Annotated in this window: 17 protein-coding genes; 7 read left to right on the top strand and 10 right to left on the bottom strand. The window is 61.1% G+C overall.

Going from position 1 to position 20,986, the window contains the following annotated elements; translation table 11 throughout:
• The first annotated feature begins 19 nt into the window (after nt 1-19).
• The 4 genes from VOI35_RS04750 to VOI35_RS04735 all read left to right on the top strand — a co-directional run bounded on the left by VOI35_RS04750 (nt 20) and on the right by VOI35_RS04735 (nt 6,623).
• Nucleotides 20-397 (top strand): hypothetical protein, encoded by a 378-nt coding sequence (locus VOI35_RS04750; protein WP_407276739.1) that lies wholly within the window; start codon nt 20-22, stop codon nt 395-397.
• A gap of 160 nt (nt 398-557) precedes the next feature.
• Entirely contained in the window at nt 558-2,081 is a 1,524-nt protein-coding gene (locus VOI35_RS04745; protein ID WP_407276738.1) for a TolC family protein, read from the top strand.
• A gap of 20 nt (nt 2,082-2,101) precedes the next feature.
• A complete protein-coding gene (locus tag VOI35_RS04740) occupies nt 2,102-3,457 on the top strand; it encodes an efflux RND transporter periplasmic adaptor subunit (RefSeq protein WP_407276737.1) in 1,356 nt (451 codons plus the stop codon).
• A 40-nt stretch (nt 3,458-3,497) separates the two neighbouring features.
• Entirely contained in the window at nt 3,498-6,623 is a 3,126-nt protein-coding gene (locus VOI35_RS04735; protein ID WP_407276736.1) for an efflux RND transporter permease subunit, read from the top strand.
• Here VOI35_RS04735 and ubiA read toward each other — a convergent pair.
• Both ubiA and VOI35_RS04725 read right to left on the bottom strand, forming a co-directional pair.
• Entirely contained in the window at nt 6,612-7,481 is an 870-nt protein-coding gene (gene ubiA, locus VOI35_RS04730; RefSeq protein WP_407276735.1) for a 4-hydroxybenzoate octaprenyltransferase, read from the bottom strand. The genes VOI35_RS04735 and ubiA overlap by 12 nt on opposite strands.
• On the bottom strand, nt 7,481-8,092 hold the full coding sequence (locus tag VOI35_RS04725; RefSeq protein WP_407276734.1) for an SMC-Scp complex subunit ScpB: 612 nt from the start codon (nt 8,090-8,092) through the stop codon (nt 7,481-7,483). Before VOI35_RS04725 ends, ubiA begins: the two co-directional genes overlap by 1 nt.
• Before the next feature lie 63 nt (nt 8,093-8,155).
• On the opposite strand from VOI35_RS04725, the gene VOI35_RS04720 reads away from it, so the two are divergent.
• The gene (locus VOI35_RS04720) at nt 8,156-8,908 is read left to right on the top strand and encodes a DUF1461 domain-containing protein (protein ID WP_407276733.1); all 753 of its coding nucleotides are present in this window, start codon (nt 8,156-8,158) and stop codon (nt 8,906-8,908) included.
• Here the strand turns inward: VOI35_RS04720 and VOI35_RS04715 are convergent.
• Nucleotides 8,886-9,767 (bottom strand): LysR family transcriptional regulator, encoded by an 882-nt coding sequence (locus VOI35_RS04715; protein ID WP_407276732.1) that lies wholly within the window; start codon nt 9,765-9,767, stop codon nt 8,886-8,888. The genes VOI35_RS04720 and VOI35_RS04715 overlap by 23 nt on opposite strands.
• A gap of 112 nt (nt 9,768-9,879) precedes the next feature.
• Here VOI35_RS04715 and VOI35_RS04710 point away from each other — a divergent pair, with 112 nt between their 5' ends.
• Both VOI35_RS04710 and VOI35_RS04705 read left to right on the top strand, forming a co-directional pair.
• Complete coding sequence (locus VOI35_RS04710; RefSeq protein ID WP_407276731.1) at nt 9,880-10,722, top strand: pirin family protein; 843 nt, start codon at nt 9,880-9,882, stop codon at nt 10,720-10,722.
• Between the two features lie 48 nt (nt 10,723-10,770).
• On the top strand, nt 10,771-11,406 hold the full coding sequence (locus VOI35_RS04705) for a nitroreductase family protein (protein WP_407276730.1): 636 nt from the start codon (nt 10,771-10,773) through the stop codon (nt 11,404-11,406).
• A 223-nt stretch (nt 11,407-11,629) separates the two neighbouring features.
• Here VOI35_RS04705 and VOI35_RS04700 read toward each other — a convergent pair whose 3' ends face one another.
• The 7 genes from VOI35_RS04700 to rsfS all read right to left on the bottom strand — a co-directional run bounded on the left by VOI35_RS04700 (nt 11,630) and on the right by rsfS (nt 20,901).
• Nucleotides 11,630-12,760 carry a YncE family protein gene (locus tag VOI35_RS04700; protein WP_407276729.1) on the bottom strand — a complete coding sequence of 377 codons (1,131 nt, stop codon included), beginning with the start codon at nt 12,758-12,760 and terminating at the stop codon, nt 11,630-11,632.
• 128 nt (nt 12,761-12,888) lie between these two features.
• Nucleotides 12,889-13,719 (bottom strand): carbon-nitrogen hydrolase family protein, encoded by an 831-nt coding sequence (locus tag VOI35_RS04695; RefSeq protein WP_407276728.1) that lies wholly within the window; start codon nt 13,717-13,719, stop codon nt 12,889-12,891.
• 42 nt (nt 13,720-13,761) lie between these two features.
• On the bottom strand, nt 13,762-17,736 hold the full coding sequence (locus VOI35_RS04690; RefSeq protein ID WP_407276727.1) for a YhdP family protein: 3,975 nt from the start codon (nt 17,734-17,736) through the stop codon (nt 13,762-13,764).
• Between the two features lie 32 nt (nt 17,737-17,768).
• Complete coding sequence (rng, locus tag VOI35_RS04685; protein WP_407276726.1) at nt 17,769-19,268, bottom strand: ribonuclease G; 1,500 nt, start codon at nt 19,266-19,268, stop codon at nt 17,769-17,771.
• Nucleotides 19,269-19,355: 87 nt separating this feature from the next.
• A complete protein-coding gene (locus VOI35_RS04680; protein ID WP_407276725.1) occupies nt 19,356-19,976 on the bottom strand; it encodes a Maf family protein in 621 nt (206 codons plus the stop codon).
• A gap of 4 nt (nt 19,977-19,980) precedes the next feature.
• Nucleotides 19,981-20,451 (bottom strand): 23S rRNA (pseudouridine(1915)-N(3))-methyltransferase RlmH, encoded by a 471-nt coding sequence (gene rlmH, locus VOI35_RS04675; protein ID WP_407276724.1) that lies wholly within the window; start codon nt 20,449-20,451, stop codon nt 19,981-19,983.
• A 12-nt stretch (nt 20,452-20,463) separates the two neighbouring features.
• Nucleotides 20,464-20,901 (bottom strand): ribosome silencing factor, encoded by a 438-nt coding sequence (rsfS, locus tag VOI35_RS04670; protein WP_407276723.1) that lies wholly within the window; start codon nt 20,899-20,901, stop codon nt 20,464-20,466.
• Between the last annotated feature and the right edge of the window lie 85 nt (nt 20,902-20,986).

The raw sequence follows: 20,986 nt of genomic DNA, 5'->3' as shown, positions 1-20,986 counted from the left end.
ACTACTGGGAGGAAACATCATGCACACTTCGATTCGCGCAGCCATCCTGATCCGGTATCGCGCGACTGTGGTCAGTTTTTTTGGTGTTTTGATGCTGTTCGCCACACTGGCCACCTTGCCAGATGCCCGGGCAGATGGCCGTTTCTCGTTATATCTCGGGATGCCCGGCGTGATGGTCGGACCCGGTTACCCGCCCCCGCCGCCGATGTATCAGCCGCCACGGTATGCCCCGCCCGAGGTTTACGGGCGCGGCGATTGGGTGCCGGGGCGCTGGGTCTGGGCACGCCATGCCGGCTGGATTTGGCAGCCCGGCTACTGGCAAGCCCCACGGCATCGCCATCATCATCGCCACTGGGATGACGACGATCACGATCGTCGCCATTGGGATCGCGATTGATTCGGCCAGCGCTCATACCCGAGACGGCGGGCTGCTACACTTCTCCGGTTGATGCCGCGCTTCGAACGCCGTACGCATCGATCAGAGTCGCCGTCCACGGAGCCGAAAACTATTCGGCTCTTTCGTTTTGATTGATCTCCCGAAAATCGAGAGGCTCCTTTTGAAAAAAGCCGCTGAACAGGGTAAACCGCCCAAACCGCGACCGCTGGGCTGGATGGCCGTGCTCTTGATTATGAGTGCGCCGGCGGCCGCTCGTGATTTCTCTGACCCATTCCGTGTCATGCCCGGCGATATGGCGACGAACAGCAAGGTCGTACAATCCACCCCGCTGCGACCGATTCCAGCACCCACCCTGACAACCCGTGCCAAGGCCGATCACGATTATTCCCTGGCAGAACTCTCGGCACTGGCTCTGCAAAACAATCCGCAAACCGCTGCGGGCTGGGCGAATGTGCAGGCCGCGAGTGCCGCCGTGGGCAGTGCCGAAGCCGCCTGGTTGCCTAGGCTTTCTGCCAGCGTGAATGCCACCCAATCGCAAAGCACCACCTCAACCGGATTCAGCATTCCGCAGCAGCGGGTGTTATCCCCGAATCTGAGCCTGTCGTGGCTACTCTGGGATTTTGGCCAACGGGACGCCGCGCTCGCTTCGGCCAAGGCCAATACCGCCGTAGCCCGCTTCAACCAGAATCAAACGGTTCAAACGGTACTGCAAAATGTAGCCGTGGCGTACTACCAATCGTTGGCCGATCGGGTACTGATCAAGGTCAACGAACAATCCGTCGCGAACGCCCAACGCGCGCTGGATGCCGCGCAGGCGAGATACCGTTCCGGCCAGGCGACGGTGAGCGATCTATACCAAGCCAAGGCGGCCTTGGCGCAAGCGGAAAGCACGCTGGCAACGGCTCGGCAAACCCGGATCCAGAACCTCGGTACACTGGCTCAGGCCGTGGGCTGGCCGGTGGATACGGTCATCAATCTGGCGCCACTCGATGCCGTGGCCTTGCCCAGCTTGCAGCAGAATGTGCAGCAGTTGCTCCGGGACGCCGTGGTTCGTAATCCCGCCTTGCAAGCCGCTGATGCCAATGTCGCAGCGGCTCATGCGGGGGTTGAACAGGCCGAACGCGCGAATTGGCCGACGATTTCTCTCTCAGCCAATCAGGGATTGCGCTATCAGCAAGGACAAGGGCAGGCACAAACCAACAGCATTGGGTTGTCGTTGTCGGTGCCTATTTTCACCGGCTTTGCCAATCAGTATCAAACGCTTGCCGCTCAAGCCAAGCTGGCCAACGCCCTCGCCACCCGCGATGTGACCTACCAAGCCACCACGCTGGCGGTCTGGCAGGCGTACTACAGCTTTCAAGGCGCTGTCGCGGGGATTCCCGGCGCCCGCGCCCAGGTCGAAAATGCCACCGAGGCGCTCAAGGCCGTGCAGGCGCAGTATCAGGTTGGCTACGCCACGATTCAGGATTTATTGACCGCACAGAACACCCAGGCCAGCGCCGAGGTCACCCTCGCGCAAAATGCGTTGAATGCCTACAGCGCGCTGGCGAAGCTGGGCGCTGCCATTGGCACGCTGGACTCAACCGATCACCACCAAACGGCACTGCCTGACCCGGTTCAGCCGCCGGTTGATGCCGCTTCGACCATGCCCCTCCTGCCCCCACCCTCCGCCCCGTTGCCCTGAGCCTTGACATGAGCTTTGCCATGATGCGTCTGACACCGATTCCTTTATTCAAACACCCCCTCGGCCGAACTGCGGGCTTACTGCTCAGCGCGGCAGCGGCGCTGATGTTGACTGCTTGTGGCAATTCCCATCCGACCAGCGATGCATCTCAGCCCTCCGGAGCCACGCACCCGCAGGAAAAGTCGCCGGGGAAATCGCCAGAAAAAGGGGCGGAAAAACCGGGGCATGGGCATAACCAAGGCAACCGCTTTGCGTCGATGATGGGCGGCCCGCTCAAAGTCAGCGTCGTGACGCCAGAAATCGCCACGGTACCCATCACCATGACTGCCGCCGGCACACTCGCCAGCCCGAATGCCGTCACGCTCACCCCGCAAGTCAGCGGCACCATCGAATCCGTGCATGTGCGCTCCGGGCAACAAGTCACGAAAGGCACGCTGCTGTTTACGCTGGACGATCAGCCCTTTCGCACGGCGCTGCGCTCTGCTGAAGCCAAACGGGTGGGCGATGCCGCGCAGCTGCGCTATGCCGAACAACAGGTCAAACAGCTTACCCCTTTGGTGAAAAAGGAATATGTCACGCGCCAATCGTTCGATCAGGCCGTCGCTACCGCCAATGCGGCGCAGGCACAGCTGGCGCAGGATGATGCGGCCATCGAAACCGCGCGGATCAACCTGGGCTACACGGTGATTCGCGCCCCGATCGATGGCCGACTGGGGGAAATCACCCTGCAACCGGGGAACCTCGTCGTCGCCAACAATACCGCGCTGACGACGCTGGTCTCCAACCGGGTGCTGTTAGTCAATTTCAGTCTGCCGCAGGCGGTGCTCGAACCCTTGCGGCAGGAATGGCCGGGCTTCGGTCAACAACAGCCGGGTTCGGCGCAGGAAAAAGCGCCAGCGATTACCATTCTCGATGAGCACGCCATCCGGCAGATCAGCCAGGGCGTGCTCAGTTTTGTCGATAACAGCATCAGCACCACCACCGGCACCATTCGCCTGCAAGGGACGATTGATAATCTTCAGGGCACACTTTGGCCGGGGCAGTTTGTCACCGCGCAACTCACCTTGGGGCAAATCAGCAACGCTCAACTCATTCCCGCAGCCGCTGTTCAACTGAGTGACCAAGGGGATTATGTGCTGGTCGCCAAACAGGGCAAGGCGGAGATGGTGCCCGTCAAACCCCTGCGCACCGAAGGAATGCACGCCGTGTTACCGGCGGATGCACTACCGGCAGATGCCCAGGTGATTTATCCCCTGCCGAGCCGGATTGCACCGGGCAGCGCCATTGAAATCGCCCGCCCGGAACCCGCCGAACCCCGGCCGACGGGCGAGGCGCGAACCCCGGAAGGCGCGCATCCCCCGGTTGGGCATCCGTGACGCCAGCACCACTCAACTCTGCTGACCGGAGCCCAGCGCAATGAGCACTTTGATGAAACACAACCTCGCCGCGCCGTTTATCGAGCGCCCCGTAATGAGCACCGTGCTGTTCCTCGCGCTGATCATTTTTGGGGTGTATGCCTGGCGCGCCCTGCCGGTGGCGATGTTACCGGATGTCGCCTTCCCCACCGTGTCCGTCTCGGCGAGCTTGCCCGGTGCCAGTGCGGAGCTGATGGCCAGTGCCGTCGCCTCGCCCATGGAGCAGGCATTTTCCGGCATTCCGGGACTTTTATCGGTGAACTCGGTCAACAGCACCGGCACCACGCGCATCACGCTGCAATTCGATCTCAATCGGGATATCAACGCCGCCACGCAGGATACGCAGGCGGCGGTGACGCAAGCGTCCCGATTTTTCCCCAGCACGATGACGCAACAGCCCATCGTGCGGCAGCAAAACCCCACCGATAGCCCGATCGTGTTCATCGGCCTGTCGGCACCAGATTTGCCGCTGTATCAATTGGATGCTTTTGCCGAACAGCAATTGGCCGTGAAGCTGCAATCGATTCCCGGCGTATCGGAAGTGCGGGTCTTTGGCGGACAAACCTACGCCGTGCGGCTCATGCTGAATCCCTATGCGCTGCAACTGCGCAATCTGTCGCTGTCGAGCCTCGTCTCCTCCATTGCCTCGCATAACAGCAATCTGCCCCAAGGCACGCTGCAAAGCCCGACCCGGCAATACAACCTCAAGGTGGATGGTCAGCTCAGCAATGCGGCGGCATTCAACCGCATGATCGTGGCCTATAACAACGGCGCCCCGATCACCCTCGATCAATTGGGTCATGCCGAAGATGGCGTGATGCAGAACACCCGGGCGACCTGGATCAATCAGGATCGCGGCATCATTCTGGCCATCGTCCGCCAGCCCAACAGCAACACCGTCAAAATCGCTGAAGATATTCGCGCGGCACTGCCTAAGCTCAACGCCACGCTCCCCGGCGGCATGACGATGCGCATCATTTACGATAAATCCAGCTACATTCAGGCCGCCGTCGAGGAAGTTGAATTCACCCTGATTCTGGCCAGTCTGCTGGTCGCGGCGGTGATCTGGCTGTTTCTCGGCCAATGGCGGCAAACGCTGGTGGCCGTCATTTCGATTCCGGTGTCCGTGCTCGGCACCTTCGCCGTCATGCACTTGCTCGGGTATAGCCTGAACATCCTGACCCTGCTTGCGCTTACTCTGGCGGTTGGCTTTGTGGTGGATGACGCGGTGGTCATGCTGGAAAACATCGCCCGGCATCGGGAGATGGGCAAGCCCATTCGCCAAGCCGCGCTCGATGGCAGCCGGGAGATCGGTTTTACGATTCTGTCGATGACGCTCTCGCTCGCCGCGGTGTTCTTGCCGCTGATTTTCATGGGCGGTTTGCTGGGTCGGCTGTTTCTGGAGTTTGGCGCGACCATTGGCATCGTCATTCTGATGTCCGGCCTGGTCGCCCTCGCCCTGACCCCGATGCTGCTGGCGCGTCTGCGCGACCCGGCGCGCCGCATGGTGGGCGGCATTCCCGTGGCGCGCCGCCCCAGTTTGTTGCGCCGTGGGTTCGACGCGATCACGCACGGTTATATCGTGAGCCTGCGCTGGTCGCTCAAATTCCGTTGGCTGGTGCTGGCTTTGGCCTTGGGTTCCCTGGGTGGCGCGGTCTATTTCTTCCAGCATCTGCAAAAGGGCTTCATCCCGACCTCCGATACCGGCATGATCATGGCCTCGCTGAGTTATCCCGAAGGCATCAGCTTTGAGAATCTCAAGGCGCAGCAGCAAAAAATTGCCGCCTTGATTCAAAAAAACCCGGCAGTACTGACGGTCATGTCCAATGCAGGTCAAGGCGGCGCAGGCGGGGGCGGCAGCAATGTCGGCTTTATGATGATTCAGCTCAAACCCGCCAAAGACCGCGCGCCATCCAATCAGGTGGTGCAATCGTTACGGGGCGAAATGCAACGCGCCAGCCGGTTGCTGGGTGCCACCCGGATTTTTTTCATGGAACCGCCCGCGATTCAGATTGGCGCCTTGTCCAGTAACTCGAATTATCAGTTCGTGCTGCAATCGACCGATCAATCGCTGCTCAACCAGGCCGCCAAGGATTTTCTGCCGGTTCTGCGGTCGATCCCCGGCGTCACCAGCGTCGATACCAGCCTGCAGATTCGCAACCCGCAAATCAATGTCGAGATTCTGCGTGACCGCGCCGCCGCGCTGGGCGTGACTTCGCAGGCGCTGGAGCAAACGCTGAATCTCGCTTTTGGCGGCACCCAGGTCAGCACCATCTACGGCGCGAGTAATCAATATCAAGTGATCGCGCAACTCGCCCCGCGCTATCAGAACGATCTTTCCGCGCTGGAAGCCATCAGTGTGCCGGGCAGTAACAACACACTGGTGCCGCTGTCAGCGGTGACGCGCTTCAGCACCGGGGTCGGCCCGCTGTCTTTGACGCATTACGGCCAGTTGCCCTCCGTCACCCTCTCGTTCGATTTGCAACCGGGCTATACGCTGGATAAGGTCAGTCAGGCGATTGAGGCGGCGGCAGCACAATCCCTGCCGCAGAATGTTTCCGGTCAGTTCGCAGGCTCAGCGCAGGCGTTCCAGTCGTCGCTCAAAACCCTGCCGATTTTGCTCGGCGTCACCATTCTGGTGATTTATGTGATTCTCGCGATTTTGTACGAGCACTTCATCCATCCGCTCACCATCCTCACCGCGCTGCCCCTGGCGGGCTTTGGTGCCTTGTTTTCGCTGTGGGTGTTCAAACAGCCGCTGGATGTGTTCAGCTTCGTCGGCATCATCATGCTGGTCGGGCTGGTGAAAAAGAACGGCATCATCATGCTGGATTTTGCCATCAACCGCCGGCGGGAAGGCGAATCTGCCGTGGATGCGATTGTGGATGCCTGCGCGGTGCGATTTCGCCCCATCACCATGACCACACTCGCGGCGATTCTGGGCACACTGCCGATTGCCTTGGGCATCGGCGCGCAGGCGCAGGCACATCAACCCTTGGGCGTTGCCGTGGTGGGCGGGCTCGTGTTCTCGCAAATCCTCACGCTGTATGTAACACCGGCGTTCTATGTAGTCGCCGAGTCGTTCGGGCGGAAGAAATCGCCCAGCGCAGTACCCTTAACCCAATAGGAACCCGAGCATCACCAGCGCGCCAAACAGGTTGTTGCGCAAAAACGCCTGAAAGCTTTCGGCTGCGCCCCGGCTGCGGGCGCCATAAACCAACCACGCGGCACTGCATGCAGCCAACGACAATCCCACGAAATAGCCGACCCCCAAACCTTGCCGCAGGCCGATCCAGGCCAGCAGCCCCAATGCCAGCCCATACAGCGCGCTGATGATCGGTAAATCCCAGCGACCAAACAAGATCGCGGTCGATTTGACGCCGATTTTCAAATCATCCTCCCGATCTGCCATCGCATACAGGGTGTCATAGGCAATCGTCCACGCTACATTCGCCGCCAAAAGAATCCAGCCAACCGTGGGCACGCTGCCAGTTTGCGCGGCAAAGGCCATCGGGATCGACCAGCCGAACGCCAACCCAAGATGCAGCTGCGGTAAATGGTGAATGCGCTTGCCAAAGGGATAACTCGCCGCCAAAACGACCGCGACCAAGGACAGCAGAATCGTCGCGGTATTGAGTTGCAGCACCAGCAGCAGGGCGATGAGGCAGAGCACGACGAATACGCCCAGCGCCTCGCGGGGGGAAATCAATCCGGCGGCCAGCGGCCGGTGCCGGGTGCGTGCGACATGGGCATCAACCTGCCGATCCGCATAATCGTTGATGGCGCAGCCCGCCGCACGCATCACCACCACTCCGGCGGTAAAGATGAGCCACAGCCGCCAGTCCGGGGTTTGCCCCCGCCCCGCCAGCCACAGCGCCCACCAGGTCGGCCACATCAACAGATAAATACCGATCGGCCGGTTCATCCGGGTCAACACCCAGTAATGCGGCAGATGCCGCCATACGGTTTGCAGCCCCGTCAACATCAGACCACCAGCTCGCCCTGCGTGCCAAACGCGTCGAGCGTTGGCAGTGCGGAGAGATCAGGCAAATTGAAATCGCGCAGGAACTCGTCGGTCGTGGCGAGCAGTTCCGGGCGACCGGGCGTTTCCCGCACCCCGACGCTGCGAATCCAGCCGCGATCCATCAACTGCCGGATGATCTGCGGATTGACTGCAACCCCGCGCACGGCCTCGATTTCCCCGCGCGTGATCGGCTGGCGCCAAGCGATCAAGGCCAGCGTTTCCAGCACCGCACGGGAATATCGCGCCGTGCGCGGTGCCTGTGCCCGCGCAAGATAGGGCGCTACGGCGGCGTTGGCCACCAGGCTCCAGGTCTCTTCGCCCGCCATCATACGGGGCAGGCAATCAATGTACGGATGATCGGCATAGCGTTGCACCAGCGCCGCAAGGGCTTGTTCCAATGCGCTTGCCGGGATGGCTTCGCCCAGCATGTGCTGCAGGCGCGCGCGCGACAACGGTGCCCCTTCAGCCAGCAACAAGGCTTCGATCAGCCCGACCAACTCACTCGGCGACGCTGCAAGCGCTTCGCGTTGGGCGGCAAGTGCCGGAAATTCTCGAACATCAGGGCGAGACATCAACATATCCTTGAGGAAAACCCCGGCATAATACCGCCCTCCGATGGCTTGCAGGAGATAGCCATGCCGCGCATCGTTCGCTCCGTGATGGATTGGCTCGTCCCTTTGCTGCTGCTCTGGCCGGCGGCCTTGGGTCTGGCCTGGGTGTTGCTCTCACAGGTCAATTTTTTCTATCCGCTCAATTACCGCCTGCTGGATATTGGCGCGACGATCAACCAGTACACGCCCCAAAATCATTTTGGCAAACAAAGCTTTGTTGAAACTGATCTCGCGGAACGCGAACGGCTGTTTGCAGCCATTACCACGGCCATCAATCACCACGGCCAAGGGCTCGCCGAGCTGAAGTATCACAATCCCTCCGGCCAGGTGCTGGGAGATTTTCTCACCCCGGCGGAAGTGCAGCATCTCACCGATGTCGCGCGCGTCGTCCGGGTGGGAGAAGGCATCAGCGTGGCGGCTTTCCTTTTATGGTTGCTGTGGCTGGGTTTTGTCGCCTGGCAACACAAGCCGCTGCCGAGTCTTCGGCATGCGGTGGTGGGGACGCTCGTTCTGCTGGGGTTCGGCGGGCTGCTGGTGGCGATCATCGGTCCGATTCGGGTGTTTGACTGGTTTCATCGCAGCGTCTTTCCGGCCAACCATGCCTGGTTTTTCTACTACCAGGATTCGCTGATGACGACCTTCATGCAGGCACCCAACCTGTTCGGTCTGATCGTGCTGTGGTGGTTGCTGCTGAGCATTACCCTGGTGCTCGGCCTGTGGTGGATTGCGGCCTATGGATTGCAACGGCGCGCAGTCAAGGCATCGACAATCCATTGATCGCCTGCGCGACGATATCCTGAATCAACCGCCCAGCCGGCCCGGAGGAAAACCCGGGTCGCGCATACAGCGCCAGCGGCAGAGTTTCCGCCATGTGTTCCGGCAAGGATAACGCGGTCAAACCGGGCTCCTGAGAGAGCACGAAAGACGGCAGCCAGGAAAACCCCAATCCGGCTCGAACCAGACCGACGGCCGTATGCAGGTGATCGACGGTATAACGCTGTTCGGCGGCAAGCCAACTGCCTCTCGCCAGCCGCTGCGGTGCGGAATCCCGAATGACGATTTGTCGATACCGGCGAAGTTCGGCCTCATCCAGCGGGCTGCGCTGCGCTTGAGCCAGCGGATGGGTTTTCGCCGCCATCGCCACCAGGGTGACATAGCCTGCGGCACGCCCCGCATGATGCGTCACTTCCTGCGAACCCAGATAGGCGTCCACTTCGCCGGACAACAACCGTAATGGCCCACCGCCCAGCACGGTTTCGTAAAGTTCCACCCGGGTCGCCGGATAAGCGTCCGCCAGTTGCTGCAAAAGCCCGCACACCTGCTCTTGCGGCACAATCTGATCGATCGCTACCCGCAGCAAGGGTTCGACGCCCGCCCGAATCTGTGTGACCAGGCCGGTGGCCTCATCCAGATCCCGCAGCACCGGACGCATTCGCTCGGTCAATGCGCGCCCGGCTTCCGTCAAGATCAGATTGCGTCCGCGATAAGTCACCAGCGGCACCCCAATGCGATCTTCCAGGGTTTTAATCGCATGGCTGATGGTGGATGGACTCCGGTGCACGCGGGCGGCGGCCGCCGTTAAGCCGCCCAGATCAATCACCATTATGAGCCAGCGCCAGGCGCGAACATCGTCCATGTGTCCTCCATGATTTCTAAATTTTAGAAAATATATTGAAAATATATTCGATTTTATCTAAGTAATGTGCGCACTACACTGCTGACATTCGCAATCCAACGGGAGAACCCTCATGCCCCGCTATCGTGTCAGTCAGGCGCGCCCCACCCAAGATGGCGCCGGTGTCAAAATCCGCAGAATCCCTGCCTTTAGCGCAGGCTACGATCCATTGCTCATGCTCGACGAACTCAAGGCGACCGCATCGGAAGATTACATCGGCGGCTTTCCCCCGCATCCTCATCGCGGCTTTGAAACGATCACCTATCTGCTGGCTGGAGGACTCAACCACCGGGATTCGCAAGGACATGAAGGGGGTGTCAGCCGAGGGGGCGCTCAGTGGATGCGCGCCGGTCGCGGGGTCATTCACTCGGAAATGCCCGTGCTCGATCAGGCCGGTTTACATGGCTTCCAGTTATGGATCAATCTGCCCGCCGCGGAAAAGATGAGCGCCCCGGCCTACCGGGATGTACGCGCTGAGGAAATTCCCGAATTGACCTTCGCCGGGGGCAGCGTCCGACTGATCGCGGACCACTGGCAACTCAATCAGGATACCGGACAAGGTGCCTTGGCCACGCTCGGCAGCGGCGCGGGTCTGGCCGATCTCACTCTAGCCGCCGAGGCACAGGTGCAGGTCACCCTCCCCAAGGGCTACGCATTGCAGGTGTATGTCTATGCGGGCGATATGGGAACCACCCCAGAAGAAGGCTTCGGCGATGGGCACCTGCTGAGCTTTCCGCTGGATAATCAACCCATCACGCTCCGCAGCCAGGCGGGTGGGCGGGCGCTCCTCATCAGCGGCCGACCGCTGGGCGAGCCGATCGTGCACTACGGCCCCTTTGTGATGAACAGCCAGGCGGAAATCGAACAGGCATTGCAAGACTACCAGGCCGGTCGTCTGGGGCAACTCAGCGCCTAACAGGATCAATTAGTTAACCACTTTCACCCCCGACGATGGAGCACTCCGATGGACACCTTGACTGCAATCAAACAACGCTTTTCCGCCAACCATTTCTCCAGCCGTCCCGTGTCGGACGAGATGTTGGTCACCCTGATTGATGCCGCCCGTCAAGCGCCCAGCTCATTCAACCAGCAACATACCCGGTTCCTTGCCGTGCAGGATTTGGCTGCCCGCCAAACCCTCCGGGCGATTGCCTACAATCAGGCCAAGGTGGAAGAAGCGCCGTTGGTGCTGGTGGTATTGGGCGATCTGCGCGCGCATGAGCACTTTGCCGAGGTGGCGCAAGCCGATGTTCAGGCCGGCATCTACAACCAGTCACTGGCCGATTATTTCGTCGATACCGTGAAAAATGGCTATGCCGACCCCGCCCGCGCCCACGACGAAGCGATTCGCTCGGGCGCCTTGGCCGCTATGAACCTGATGACCGCCGCCACCGCGCTGGGGCTGGTGACGGGTCCGATGATCGGCTTCGACGCCGCCAAACTCAAAAAAACCTTTGCCATCGCCGAACGATACCTCCCGGTGCTGATGATTACCGTAGGCTATAACGGCGAAGGCAACTGGCCGAAAAAAACTCGGCGCCCCGTGGAAGAACTGCTGGTGCGAGATGCGCGGCCGGGGCAACGGCACCTTCTGAGCTAAGGAAACGCTGAGTTAATCAGCAATTCCTGTTTAAGGCGGGGATGCCTCAACGCGAACAACGACTTAACCCGTTGATTAATCAAACTCGTCGCGAGCATGCGCCCCGACGAGTCTTGTTGGATAAATCCATGAATGGATTGTTTCAATGCTTCCTTCGCTCCCCTAACCCACACCCGAGCGCCAAACCTACCCCGGAATTTTGGTCAGTAAGGTCAGCAACACTTCATCCTGAAGTGAACTGCATCGCCCGCAGCATTGGCTGGCCACCCTCATCCTCCAGCGGAAACCAGGCCCAGCCGGTGGCGGGATCGATCGCCAGGCTGTGTGCGTCCGGGCCGACGCTGCCGCGCCACAAAGTACGCAGACCATCCGGCGTCACCGCGAACACGCTGACCACGCCACTTTCGCTGGCCACCCACAGGCGGTGGCGCGCGGCGTCGAGTGCGAGCACGTCGGGGTCGCGGCCCAAGCGGTGCAGGTCCACCGGGGTGAGGTTCGGCAGGCGCAGGCTGAGCAGCCGGGCGTTGCCGTCGCAGGCGACGAAGGCGAGACGGTCGGCATCGTCCACCAGCAGGCCGTGGTTGTGCGCGCAGGTCGCCGGCAGATCGACTCTGCGAGTGATGGCGAGCGTGCGCGGATCGATGGCGACGATCTGGTTGCGCGCCTGCACATTCACCAGCACGCGATCCGCGCTGGCGTCATAGGCGCTGTTGCCAGCTTCACCGCCCAGGTGGATATTGCCTTCCACCCGCAGCGGCGTGCCGCCAATCACCGTTTCCTTGCCGCCGCGCTCGTTGGAGACGAACAGCCGTGCAATGCCCGGAACCCAGGCGCTGCCGTCGGGAAAACCGGCGGCGGCAAAGCGCCGCACGAGGCGCAGGGTTGCGGTGTCGATGGCGTCCACCGTGCCGTCACCCCACACCTTGTCCAGTGTGCCGCCGGGGTCGCTCACAAAGGCCAACCCGAGCTGTGGCGCCACGGTGATGCCGGTGGGCGACTGCAGCCCCGCCACCTGCCCGACGAGTTTTCGGCTGTGCAGGTCGAACACCAGCACCCGACCCGCGTCCATCTGATTGATGAGCAGGCGGTCGTGCACAGCGTCCAACGCCACATAATCGAAGCGGCCTGTCGGGCCGGGCAGGGTGATGTCGGTGACGCGTTGCACGGCATCAGCGGCGCATACGGGCGACGCGATCAGGCTCGACAGCAGCAGCGCCGCGAGCAGCAAGCTACAAGCGAACGAGCCAATGCTCCTCTGAACATGATCCGCACCGGCACCCGCTAACCCGCGCATTATGTCGGCGGTTACCACCTCACGAATCACCACCTTAAATCGATCGAGATAATGCGCCATCCCCGCCCCCCATCCAATAATTCGATCTCAAGTCCATCAGCCAACGAAGCGCTGATTTGATCAGCAATTCCTTGGCTCAATCCGCGTGTAACGCCCCAGTTATAATGGAATTTTCCCGTCTCTATGAATCACAGCCGTCGCAAGCTCAGCACCGGAAAACTGGTTCTGAGCTGCTGTTGTGCCTCGCGGGACCAGGTTGCCGTGCGCTGGCAATCCGGGTGATCAGCCGCATCCGCGAGCACCTGCCCCCAGGGATCGACGATCAGGCTATGTCCCCAGGTTTTCCGGCCGCTGGCATGCGTGCCGACCTGCCCGGCCGCCAGCATGACGACCTGATTTTCAATCGCCCGCGCGCGCAGCAGGCATTCCCAATGCGCCCGCCCAGTCGTTTCGGTGAAGGCGGCGGGCAGGCTGATGACCGTGGCTCCGGCATCGACCAATCGCCGGAATAATTCAGGAAAACGCAAATCGAAACAAATGGATAGCCCTAATCGACCGATCGGCGTATCGACCACGACCGGGGTCGAACCGGCGAGAAACAGGTCGGACTCGCGGTACGATTCGCCCTCCTCCCCGTCCGGCACGGTGACATCGAACAGGTGGATTTTGTCGTATTCGGCCGCGATTTCACCCGTCGCGGTCAACACATAGCTGCGCGCCCAGAGTTTGCCGCTGGCTTCATCCCGAATCGGCAGGGTGCCCGCCACGAGCCAGATGCCCGCTGTGCGCGCCAAATTTTGCAGCCAGCGCAGGGGCGGTTCATCGGGCGAAAAACCCATCGCCCGCAGCGCCGATGGGTCGGCGGGCATCGCGTAGAGATTTTCCGGCAATACCGCCAACTGTGCCCCCGATTGCGCGGCTTCACGCACCAGCCGTTCGATGATCGGTTGGTTTTCCGCCCAGCTCGCCCGTCCGTTGAGCTGGATCACGGCGGCGGTCGCCTGAGATGTGCCGGTCATTGGAATCGCCTCCTGCGTGAACCTGCCCTAGGCGGGGCGGCGTCAAGGGGTGGGGGTTGGTACCGCAGATAATCGTTGGATCACCGGCTTGGACAGGGTGCCGGTGACTTCATAAACCATGGTCGGGCTTGGGTTTTTATCAATGGATTTCAGTGCCTGCTGCACGGCGAGCACCGCGCCGCCGACCAGCGGCCCGCCCGCCACGGTGCCGATGATCGGCAGCAGCATGCCGACATCCGAATAGACCTTCACCTGATACTTCAACGAATCATCGGCCAGGTTGCTGTCGCCTTGGATATTCAGGTGCAAAGAGGCATTTTTTACCTCCAGCGGCGCCAGCGTCAACAGCCCCTGTTGAATCGTCCAGTCGGCATTTAGCTCATCGAACCGTAAGCCCCGGTCGAATATGTCGCTGAAATCGAGCTGTAGCCGTTTGGTCAAGGCACTCAGGCTAAACAAACCGGCCAGACGCCCCGCGCCCGGATCGATGTCATTGACCTGCCCCGCCTTGAGACGGAGTGAGCCCGCGCCATTGAGTCGCGCCAACGCAAACGAATCCGGACTCCCGGGCCAGTCCAGATCAAGATGTAGACGCTCGATCTTCCCCCCGGTGATCGGGCTGTTCCCGTAGAGCTGCTTGAGCGCCTGACCCAGCGCATCGCCCTGCCCCGACAAGGTCAGTACCGTGCGTTGTTGCTCACCAGAACCGCGCACCACCGCGCGCCCATCGAGTTGCACCCCGTCTGTCGGCTGCCATTGAATCGGGTTTAAGTGCCAACCCTGCGCATCAGACACCATCGAAAACGCCAAGGCACCCCACCGTTGATCCCCACGCCGCAAATCCTTGATCTCAATCTGCCCGACAGGTAACCGGGATAAATTCCACGACTGCGGAGGGGCAGGCGGAGACAGTGACCCGGCTGAGTGCTCGGTATCCGCAACTTTCGGCAAATACAGCCGCGCGAATTGCGCCTTCACCGTGGCGCGCTCACCCGCCGCAGCCGGCTGATATTCGAGATCGCCTTGCAGGGCGGCTCCGGCGAATTTGACGCGGTAACGGGCGTCGTTGAACTGCACGGAGATGTCCGTAGCGCCCAGCGTCGTCCCGGCGGCTTTGAAGTCCGCACAATGCAGTTGCAGATGAAAGGGAATGCCATTGTCTGGCGAGGCCGTGGACGAACCCGCCATCAATACCGGTTGCCAGGCATCCCAATCCAGCACCGGGGTAGCGATCGAAAGATCGAGGCCGGATAGCGGGTTCGGCGAGACGCTATTCCCGGCGGAGCCCGTCAGCGTTCTCCCTGCACCGAACCGCAGATGCGCCTGCCAACCCAACTGCGCGCTGCTGGTTAAATCCAGTTGCGCCAGCTTGCCCGAGACAAACCCGAGCGACACGCGAATCGGCCAGGTCGTATCCGGTGCCTTCGTCAGCGGCACTGGCAACTCGCTGGTGACCCCAAGCAAATCCGTTTGCGCGTCGATCGAGAAATCATGCCCCTGATGCGGCAGTTCCACCGTCGCCGTCACCTGGGATTTGCCCGTCACTTTGGCTGCCCATCCGTTCGCACCGACAGCCAGCGACCGCAGATAAAACAGCGGATCCAATGCCCCATGGACATGAATGCGGGTGACTTCCTGCGGTGATTTCCCCCCCGTCTCTACCGACCACTGGACGGGGGCACCGTTGACCTGTCCGCTCAAGGCATGGCCACTGATCCGGGTATTGCTGAACTGGAGCACACCGGACAAATCCGTCAGACGCAGCCCGGAATCGGCAATCGCCAGGCCATTGTTTTGCAAGGTCAGCCGCCCCTGAATAGTAGTCGGCAACCGCGCCTCGAGACCGATATCGCCATCAACCGACAACGCGGCTTTGCCCGTCGTTTGCAAGGATTGCAGCGCATTCGAATTGCCCAGCAGCGGCGTGGCATGCAGGAAGCGCAACAAATCCGGCAAGGGCGCGGTCGTCCGTACCGCCAGATTCAGCATGGGGCGATTCAGGTCGAACAGGCTGACTCGCCCGCCCGCCACCGGCACCCCGGCCAATGTTCCGGCCGTCAGCGCCGCATGAAATTGCTGGTTGATAAAGGCGATATGTCCTGCCGCCGCGTCCAGTGACGGCCAGCCGGGTTGGAACGGTAGATGCAAATTCGCAAAGTCGAAATTCACGGACAAAAATCCCCCGCCCCGTTCAAACGGGAACCGCGAGGGATCGCCATGAAATTCCAGCGAACCTTGGGTCACCTCGCCGGTTTGATGCGCGCCAGGCAAAGCGCGATCTAGCCAATCCAGGGCTTCTTTGCCCATCTCCCGCCGGGGCAAAAAGGCCGGGATCCTGGCCACGGCAATTTGGCTGAACTGGCCGAGGACATCCAACGCGGGCGCGCTGTTCGCCGTCGCGGGCGCATAACGGAACTGCCCTTGAAAATGAAGATCCGGCGAGGACAGGGTCAACGATGGACTGAACAACACCGGAGGGGCATCCTGCGCCCCGGCGGGTGGTTCCGCCCAATACACCGTGCCGTTGACGGCCGTGATCGCCAGCGGTTCGCGCCATTGCTGCGGCAGAGCCAACACAAGATGGGATTCATCCAACTGGGCAATCCAGCCGGCAGGCTGTTTGAACAAGGCGAGATTCATGCCGCCTTGACCATCGGCCCCACCGACCACCGGCCAGGATTTTTGACCGGGCACATTGCCAAAATGCCTGAGCCTGAGCGCGCCCGACGCCAGAGTATTGCCCGAAAAATGCAGCCGCACCTGCTCCGCCTGCCCCGTCAGGGCGTTATCCCCCAGCAGTTTCAGGTAGTGCGCGGGTAGGGGCGCCGTAGCCAACCAGACGGACAACTGCTTCAAATCCGCATAATCGGCCGAAAACCAGGTATTTTCCCGTCGGTGAATCAGATGCACACTCTGGCTGGGCAAGGCTTCCTGGGGATTGACCTGAACCTGCAACTGATCGACATCCAGACGCCAACCATCTCGAATGTAGCCCCAGGCCAATCGTCCACGGATCGCATCGACCGACGCCCTCGCCTGCGGCTCACTGATCGCGCTCACGCCCGCGATGCGCGCCATCCGGCTGGCCTGCAGCGCCTTGATATCGAAAAGCGCCTGTGTCCGCGCCAGTTGATTGCCGAGAAAATGTAACCACACTTCCCCGGTGAACTGCCCCCGGTCAATCAAGGGCATCCCTTCTGCACAGTCCATCCCTTCAACCTGAGCCGCACAACCGCCCAGACTTTGGCGCAAATCCGCCCCACCGAAATCGCGCAGGCTTTTCTGCACCGCCGGAAGACTCCAGTCATGCGCACTCACAAATACATCGCTCTCCAACGGGGCATCCAACCGCCCCTGAGCTCGCACCGCCACCGGCGTCGCGCCAAAACTTGGTATCGACAAGGTGCCGGAAAGTGCCCAGCCGTGTCCCCCCAGACGCGCCTGTGCTGTCAGTTCCAACGAATGGGTCACTGTGTGCGCGGCGTTGCTGAGCTCAATGCGCGCCTGATTGAGCGAGATGCTCCCCAGATCCGGCAAATGCGTCCGTAGAGCCGCCAGATCCCAGGATGTCGGCTCCGATGCGGTGGGTGCGCCAACCAACTGCCAGTGCCCATTGGCTTGCTGCGCCAGTTGCAGGCTGGGTGCATCGAGCACCAGAGTACCAATCATGGGTCGGGCGTTCATCACGCTCCGCCACAGCGCCAGAGAAACACCCAAGGATTGAATGCGCGGGCCTGTGTGCCCCAATTGCACATCCGTCAGAATCAGTTGCGGTTGATAGCCCGCCAGCCGGACATCGATCTGCGCGAAAGCAACCGGCGCGCCCCATGCCTGCGACAGCCACGCGGCCAGTTCCGCCCGATGATCATTCAGATAGGGCAAGGCCAACCGCAGGGCGCTGAACAACAAGGCCAGCAGCACCAGGGCGCTGGCCAGCAGCACCAACCCCCAACGCAACAGGCGCCGCAACGGGCGCGAGGAGCGGTGAATCACGGTAGGGATTGGCGGCAAGTGCATGGCGTGACAGGAATTCCCCGTTGAACCCGGCGCTACATCAGGACGATGTCGTATTGTTCGGGTTGATAGTGCACATCCGTCTGTAATTTAAGCGGAACGGCAATGAATTCCTGCAATTCGGCCAGCGAGGTCGAATCCTCCTCCCGCAGCCGATCGATGACCGCGGGCGATGCAATGACCAGCATTTGCCGGGGATTGTATTGCCGCGCCTCGCGGGTCACTTCACGGAAAATCTCGTAACAGACGGTTTCCGCCGTTTTCACCGTACCGCGCCCCCCGCAGGTCGGGCAGACCGTGCAGAGAATATGCTCCAGCGATTCCCGCGTGCGCTTGCGGGTCATCTCGATCAGCCCCAGCCCGGAGACTTCACAGACCTTCGTGCGGGCATGGTCATTTTCCAGCGCACGCTTCAGGGTTTCCTGCACGGCGACCCGATGCTCGGGCTGCGACATATCGATGAAATCCAGGATGATGATGCCCCCCAGATTCCGCAGCCGCAGCTGGCGGGCAATGGCACTGGCCGCTTCCAGATTGGTCTTGAAAATGGTTTCTTCCAGATTTTTTGCGCCGACGAAGCCGCCCGTATTGACATCGATCGTCGTCATGGCTTCGGTTTGATCGATGATCAGATAGCCGCCGGATTTCAGCGGCACCCGCCGATCCAGCGCGCTGGCAATTTCCTGTTCGATATTATGCAGATCAAACAGGGGGCGCTCGCCGGGGTAATGTTCCAGGATGGGCAGGATATCGGGCACCATTTCCTGCGCGAACTGCATCGCTCGATGGTACGACTCGCGCGAATCGATGCGGATTTTTTCGACATAGCGACCCAGGACATCCCGCAGCGTGCGCATGACGATCGGCAAATCTTCAAAGATCAACCCCACCCCGGTGATGCCACACTGGCGCTCTTCGATCCCGCGCCACAACCGCAACAGAAAATCAAAATCCCGTTTGAGGGCACCAGCATCCGCCCCTTCTGCGGCCGTGCGCACGATAAACCCCCCGAGCTCGGCGGCATTTGGCGATTGCTCGGCCATTTCCCGCTCCGCCAAAAAACCCTGAATCAGTCCTTTGAGCCGCTCTCGCTCTTCCGATTCCCCAATCCGGCTGGAAACCCCGACATTCCGGCCATTTGGCAAATACACCAGATAGCGGCTGGGAATGGTGATTTCGGTCGTCAGGCGCGCGCCCTTGGTGCCCAGCGGGTCTTTGATGACCTGCACGGTCAAATCCTGCCCGGTACGCAATAACTCATAAATCAGCCGCGGCCGGGATTCGACGCCGGTTTCTTTCTCTTCGGGCTTGAGGTCGATATCCGACACATGCAGAAATGCCGCCCGATCCAGACCGATGTCCACAAAGGCCGCTTCCATCCCCGGCAGCACCCGGCTCACCCGCCCACGATAGATATTGCCGACCATCCCGCGCGACCGCGACCGCTCGATATTGATCTCCTGCAACACGCCGTTTTCTACATAGGCGATCCGCGTTTCCTGCGGCGTGACATTGATCAGAATTTCTTCGCTCATACTGCAGCGCCCAAAAAATTTCCAATAACAAATGGAGGAAGGATGCCCCCAACGCGAACCATCACCCCGGTCATCGTACGCGCTTGCTTAACCTTCGATTTTAGTGTGCCAGAGGGGATACACACCAAACTCGGCCAGCAGTTCGGCCATTTCATACTGCGGCAGCCCGACCACCGCGCCATAACTGCCCTGCAAGCGGATCACCCACTGCGCTGCCCGCCCCTGAATCGCATAACTCCCGGCCTTGTCCAGGGGCTCTCCCGTGGCTACATAGGCGGCGATTTCAGCCGCATGCAGGGGTTTGAACTGTACCTCGGTACTCACCAGAACCTGGCGAATGACCTGCCCACGCCCCACCGCCAGTGCGGTATGAACGGTATGGCTGCGGCCACTCAGCTCGGTCAGCATGGCAGCCGCCGCCTGTCGATCGCTCGGCTTGCCCAGCACCGCGCCATCCAGATCAACCACGGTATCACCCGCCAGCACGACAGCCGATGCGGGCAGCCGCGCACGGCTGAGCGCCGCTTCGGCCTTGCCACGGGCCAGCCGCAGCACCAGAGACGCCGGGGTTTCGCCCGGAACCGGCGTTTCATCGATCGCCGAAACGGCAGAGGGCAACACCGCGAAGGCAAACCCGGCCTCGCGCAACAATTCCGCGCGCCGGGGCGAACTGGAAGCTAGGTAGAAGTCGGGCATCGAATCTGTCATCGCATCAGGCTCGGTGATACGGATGATGATGGAGCAGCGACCAGGCACGGTAGATCTGCTCCGCCAGCAGCACCCGAACCAAGGGGTGCGGCAAGGTTAACTCGGACAAGGCCCATAAATGATCCGCCGTCGCGCGCAGCGCCGGGGTCGTGCCATCCGCCCCGCCCACCACCAGCGCAACATCCCGCCCCGACTGCAACCATTCACCGAGTTGGGCAGACAGCCCGACCGTCGACCAGTGTTTGCCCCGCTCATCGCAGACAATCCGCCACGCGCCTTTGGGAATCATCGCCTCGATCCGGTCGCATTCCTGCGCTTTGGCACGATCAACCGACAGGGTTTTACTGCGCACCACGGCGGGCACCTCGATCAACTGCACCGCGCAATTGGCAGGCATGCGCTTGAGGTATTCCTGCGTGCCCGCTTCCGCCCAATCCGGCAAGCGGGTACCGACACTGATCAAGTGGATTTTCATGCAGCAATCGATTCAGCGCGCCCCACCGCGCAGCTTGTCCATCGCACCGGCATAGGCAGCAGGCGCCGAAGGCGCCGCTCCCCCCGCCGCAGGGGCTGACCACAATTTTTCAAGCTGATAGTGATCGCGGGTCTCCGGCAGCATGATATGCACCAGCACATCGGTCACATCGACCAGCACCCATTCCGTTCCGGCGGTGTCATCGCCTTCGACACCCATCGGACGAACGCCGCGTTCTCTCAGCTTTTCGACCACATTATGCGCCTGGGATTTCAGATGCCGGTCGGAGGTTCCGGAGGCAAACACCATGAAATCGGCAAAATTGCAGCGCCCCCGCACATCGAGGACACGCACATCGACCGCCTTGAGGTCGTCGAGCGCCGCGACGATCCATTCCACGATTTGGGTGGGCTCCGGCAGAGCCGGGGGCAGGTTTTGTTCTTGGGTCATAACTACTTCTCTACACAAAATAAAAAAATCAGGCTGTCGCTTAGGAAAGCGCGGGTTCACTCAGCGGTTCCCGTTTGGGGCAGGA

Origin of the sequence: Halothiobacillus sp. DCM-1 (genome assembly GCF_045689735.1) — a bacterium.
Taxonomy (GTDB): domain Bacteria; phylum Pseudomonadota; class Gammaproteobacteria; order Halothiobacillales; family Halothiobacillaceae; genus Halothiobacillus.
The sequence above is the reverse complement of the archived record's forward strand: the minus strand, read 5'-3'. Positions and strand labels throughout refer to the sequence as shown.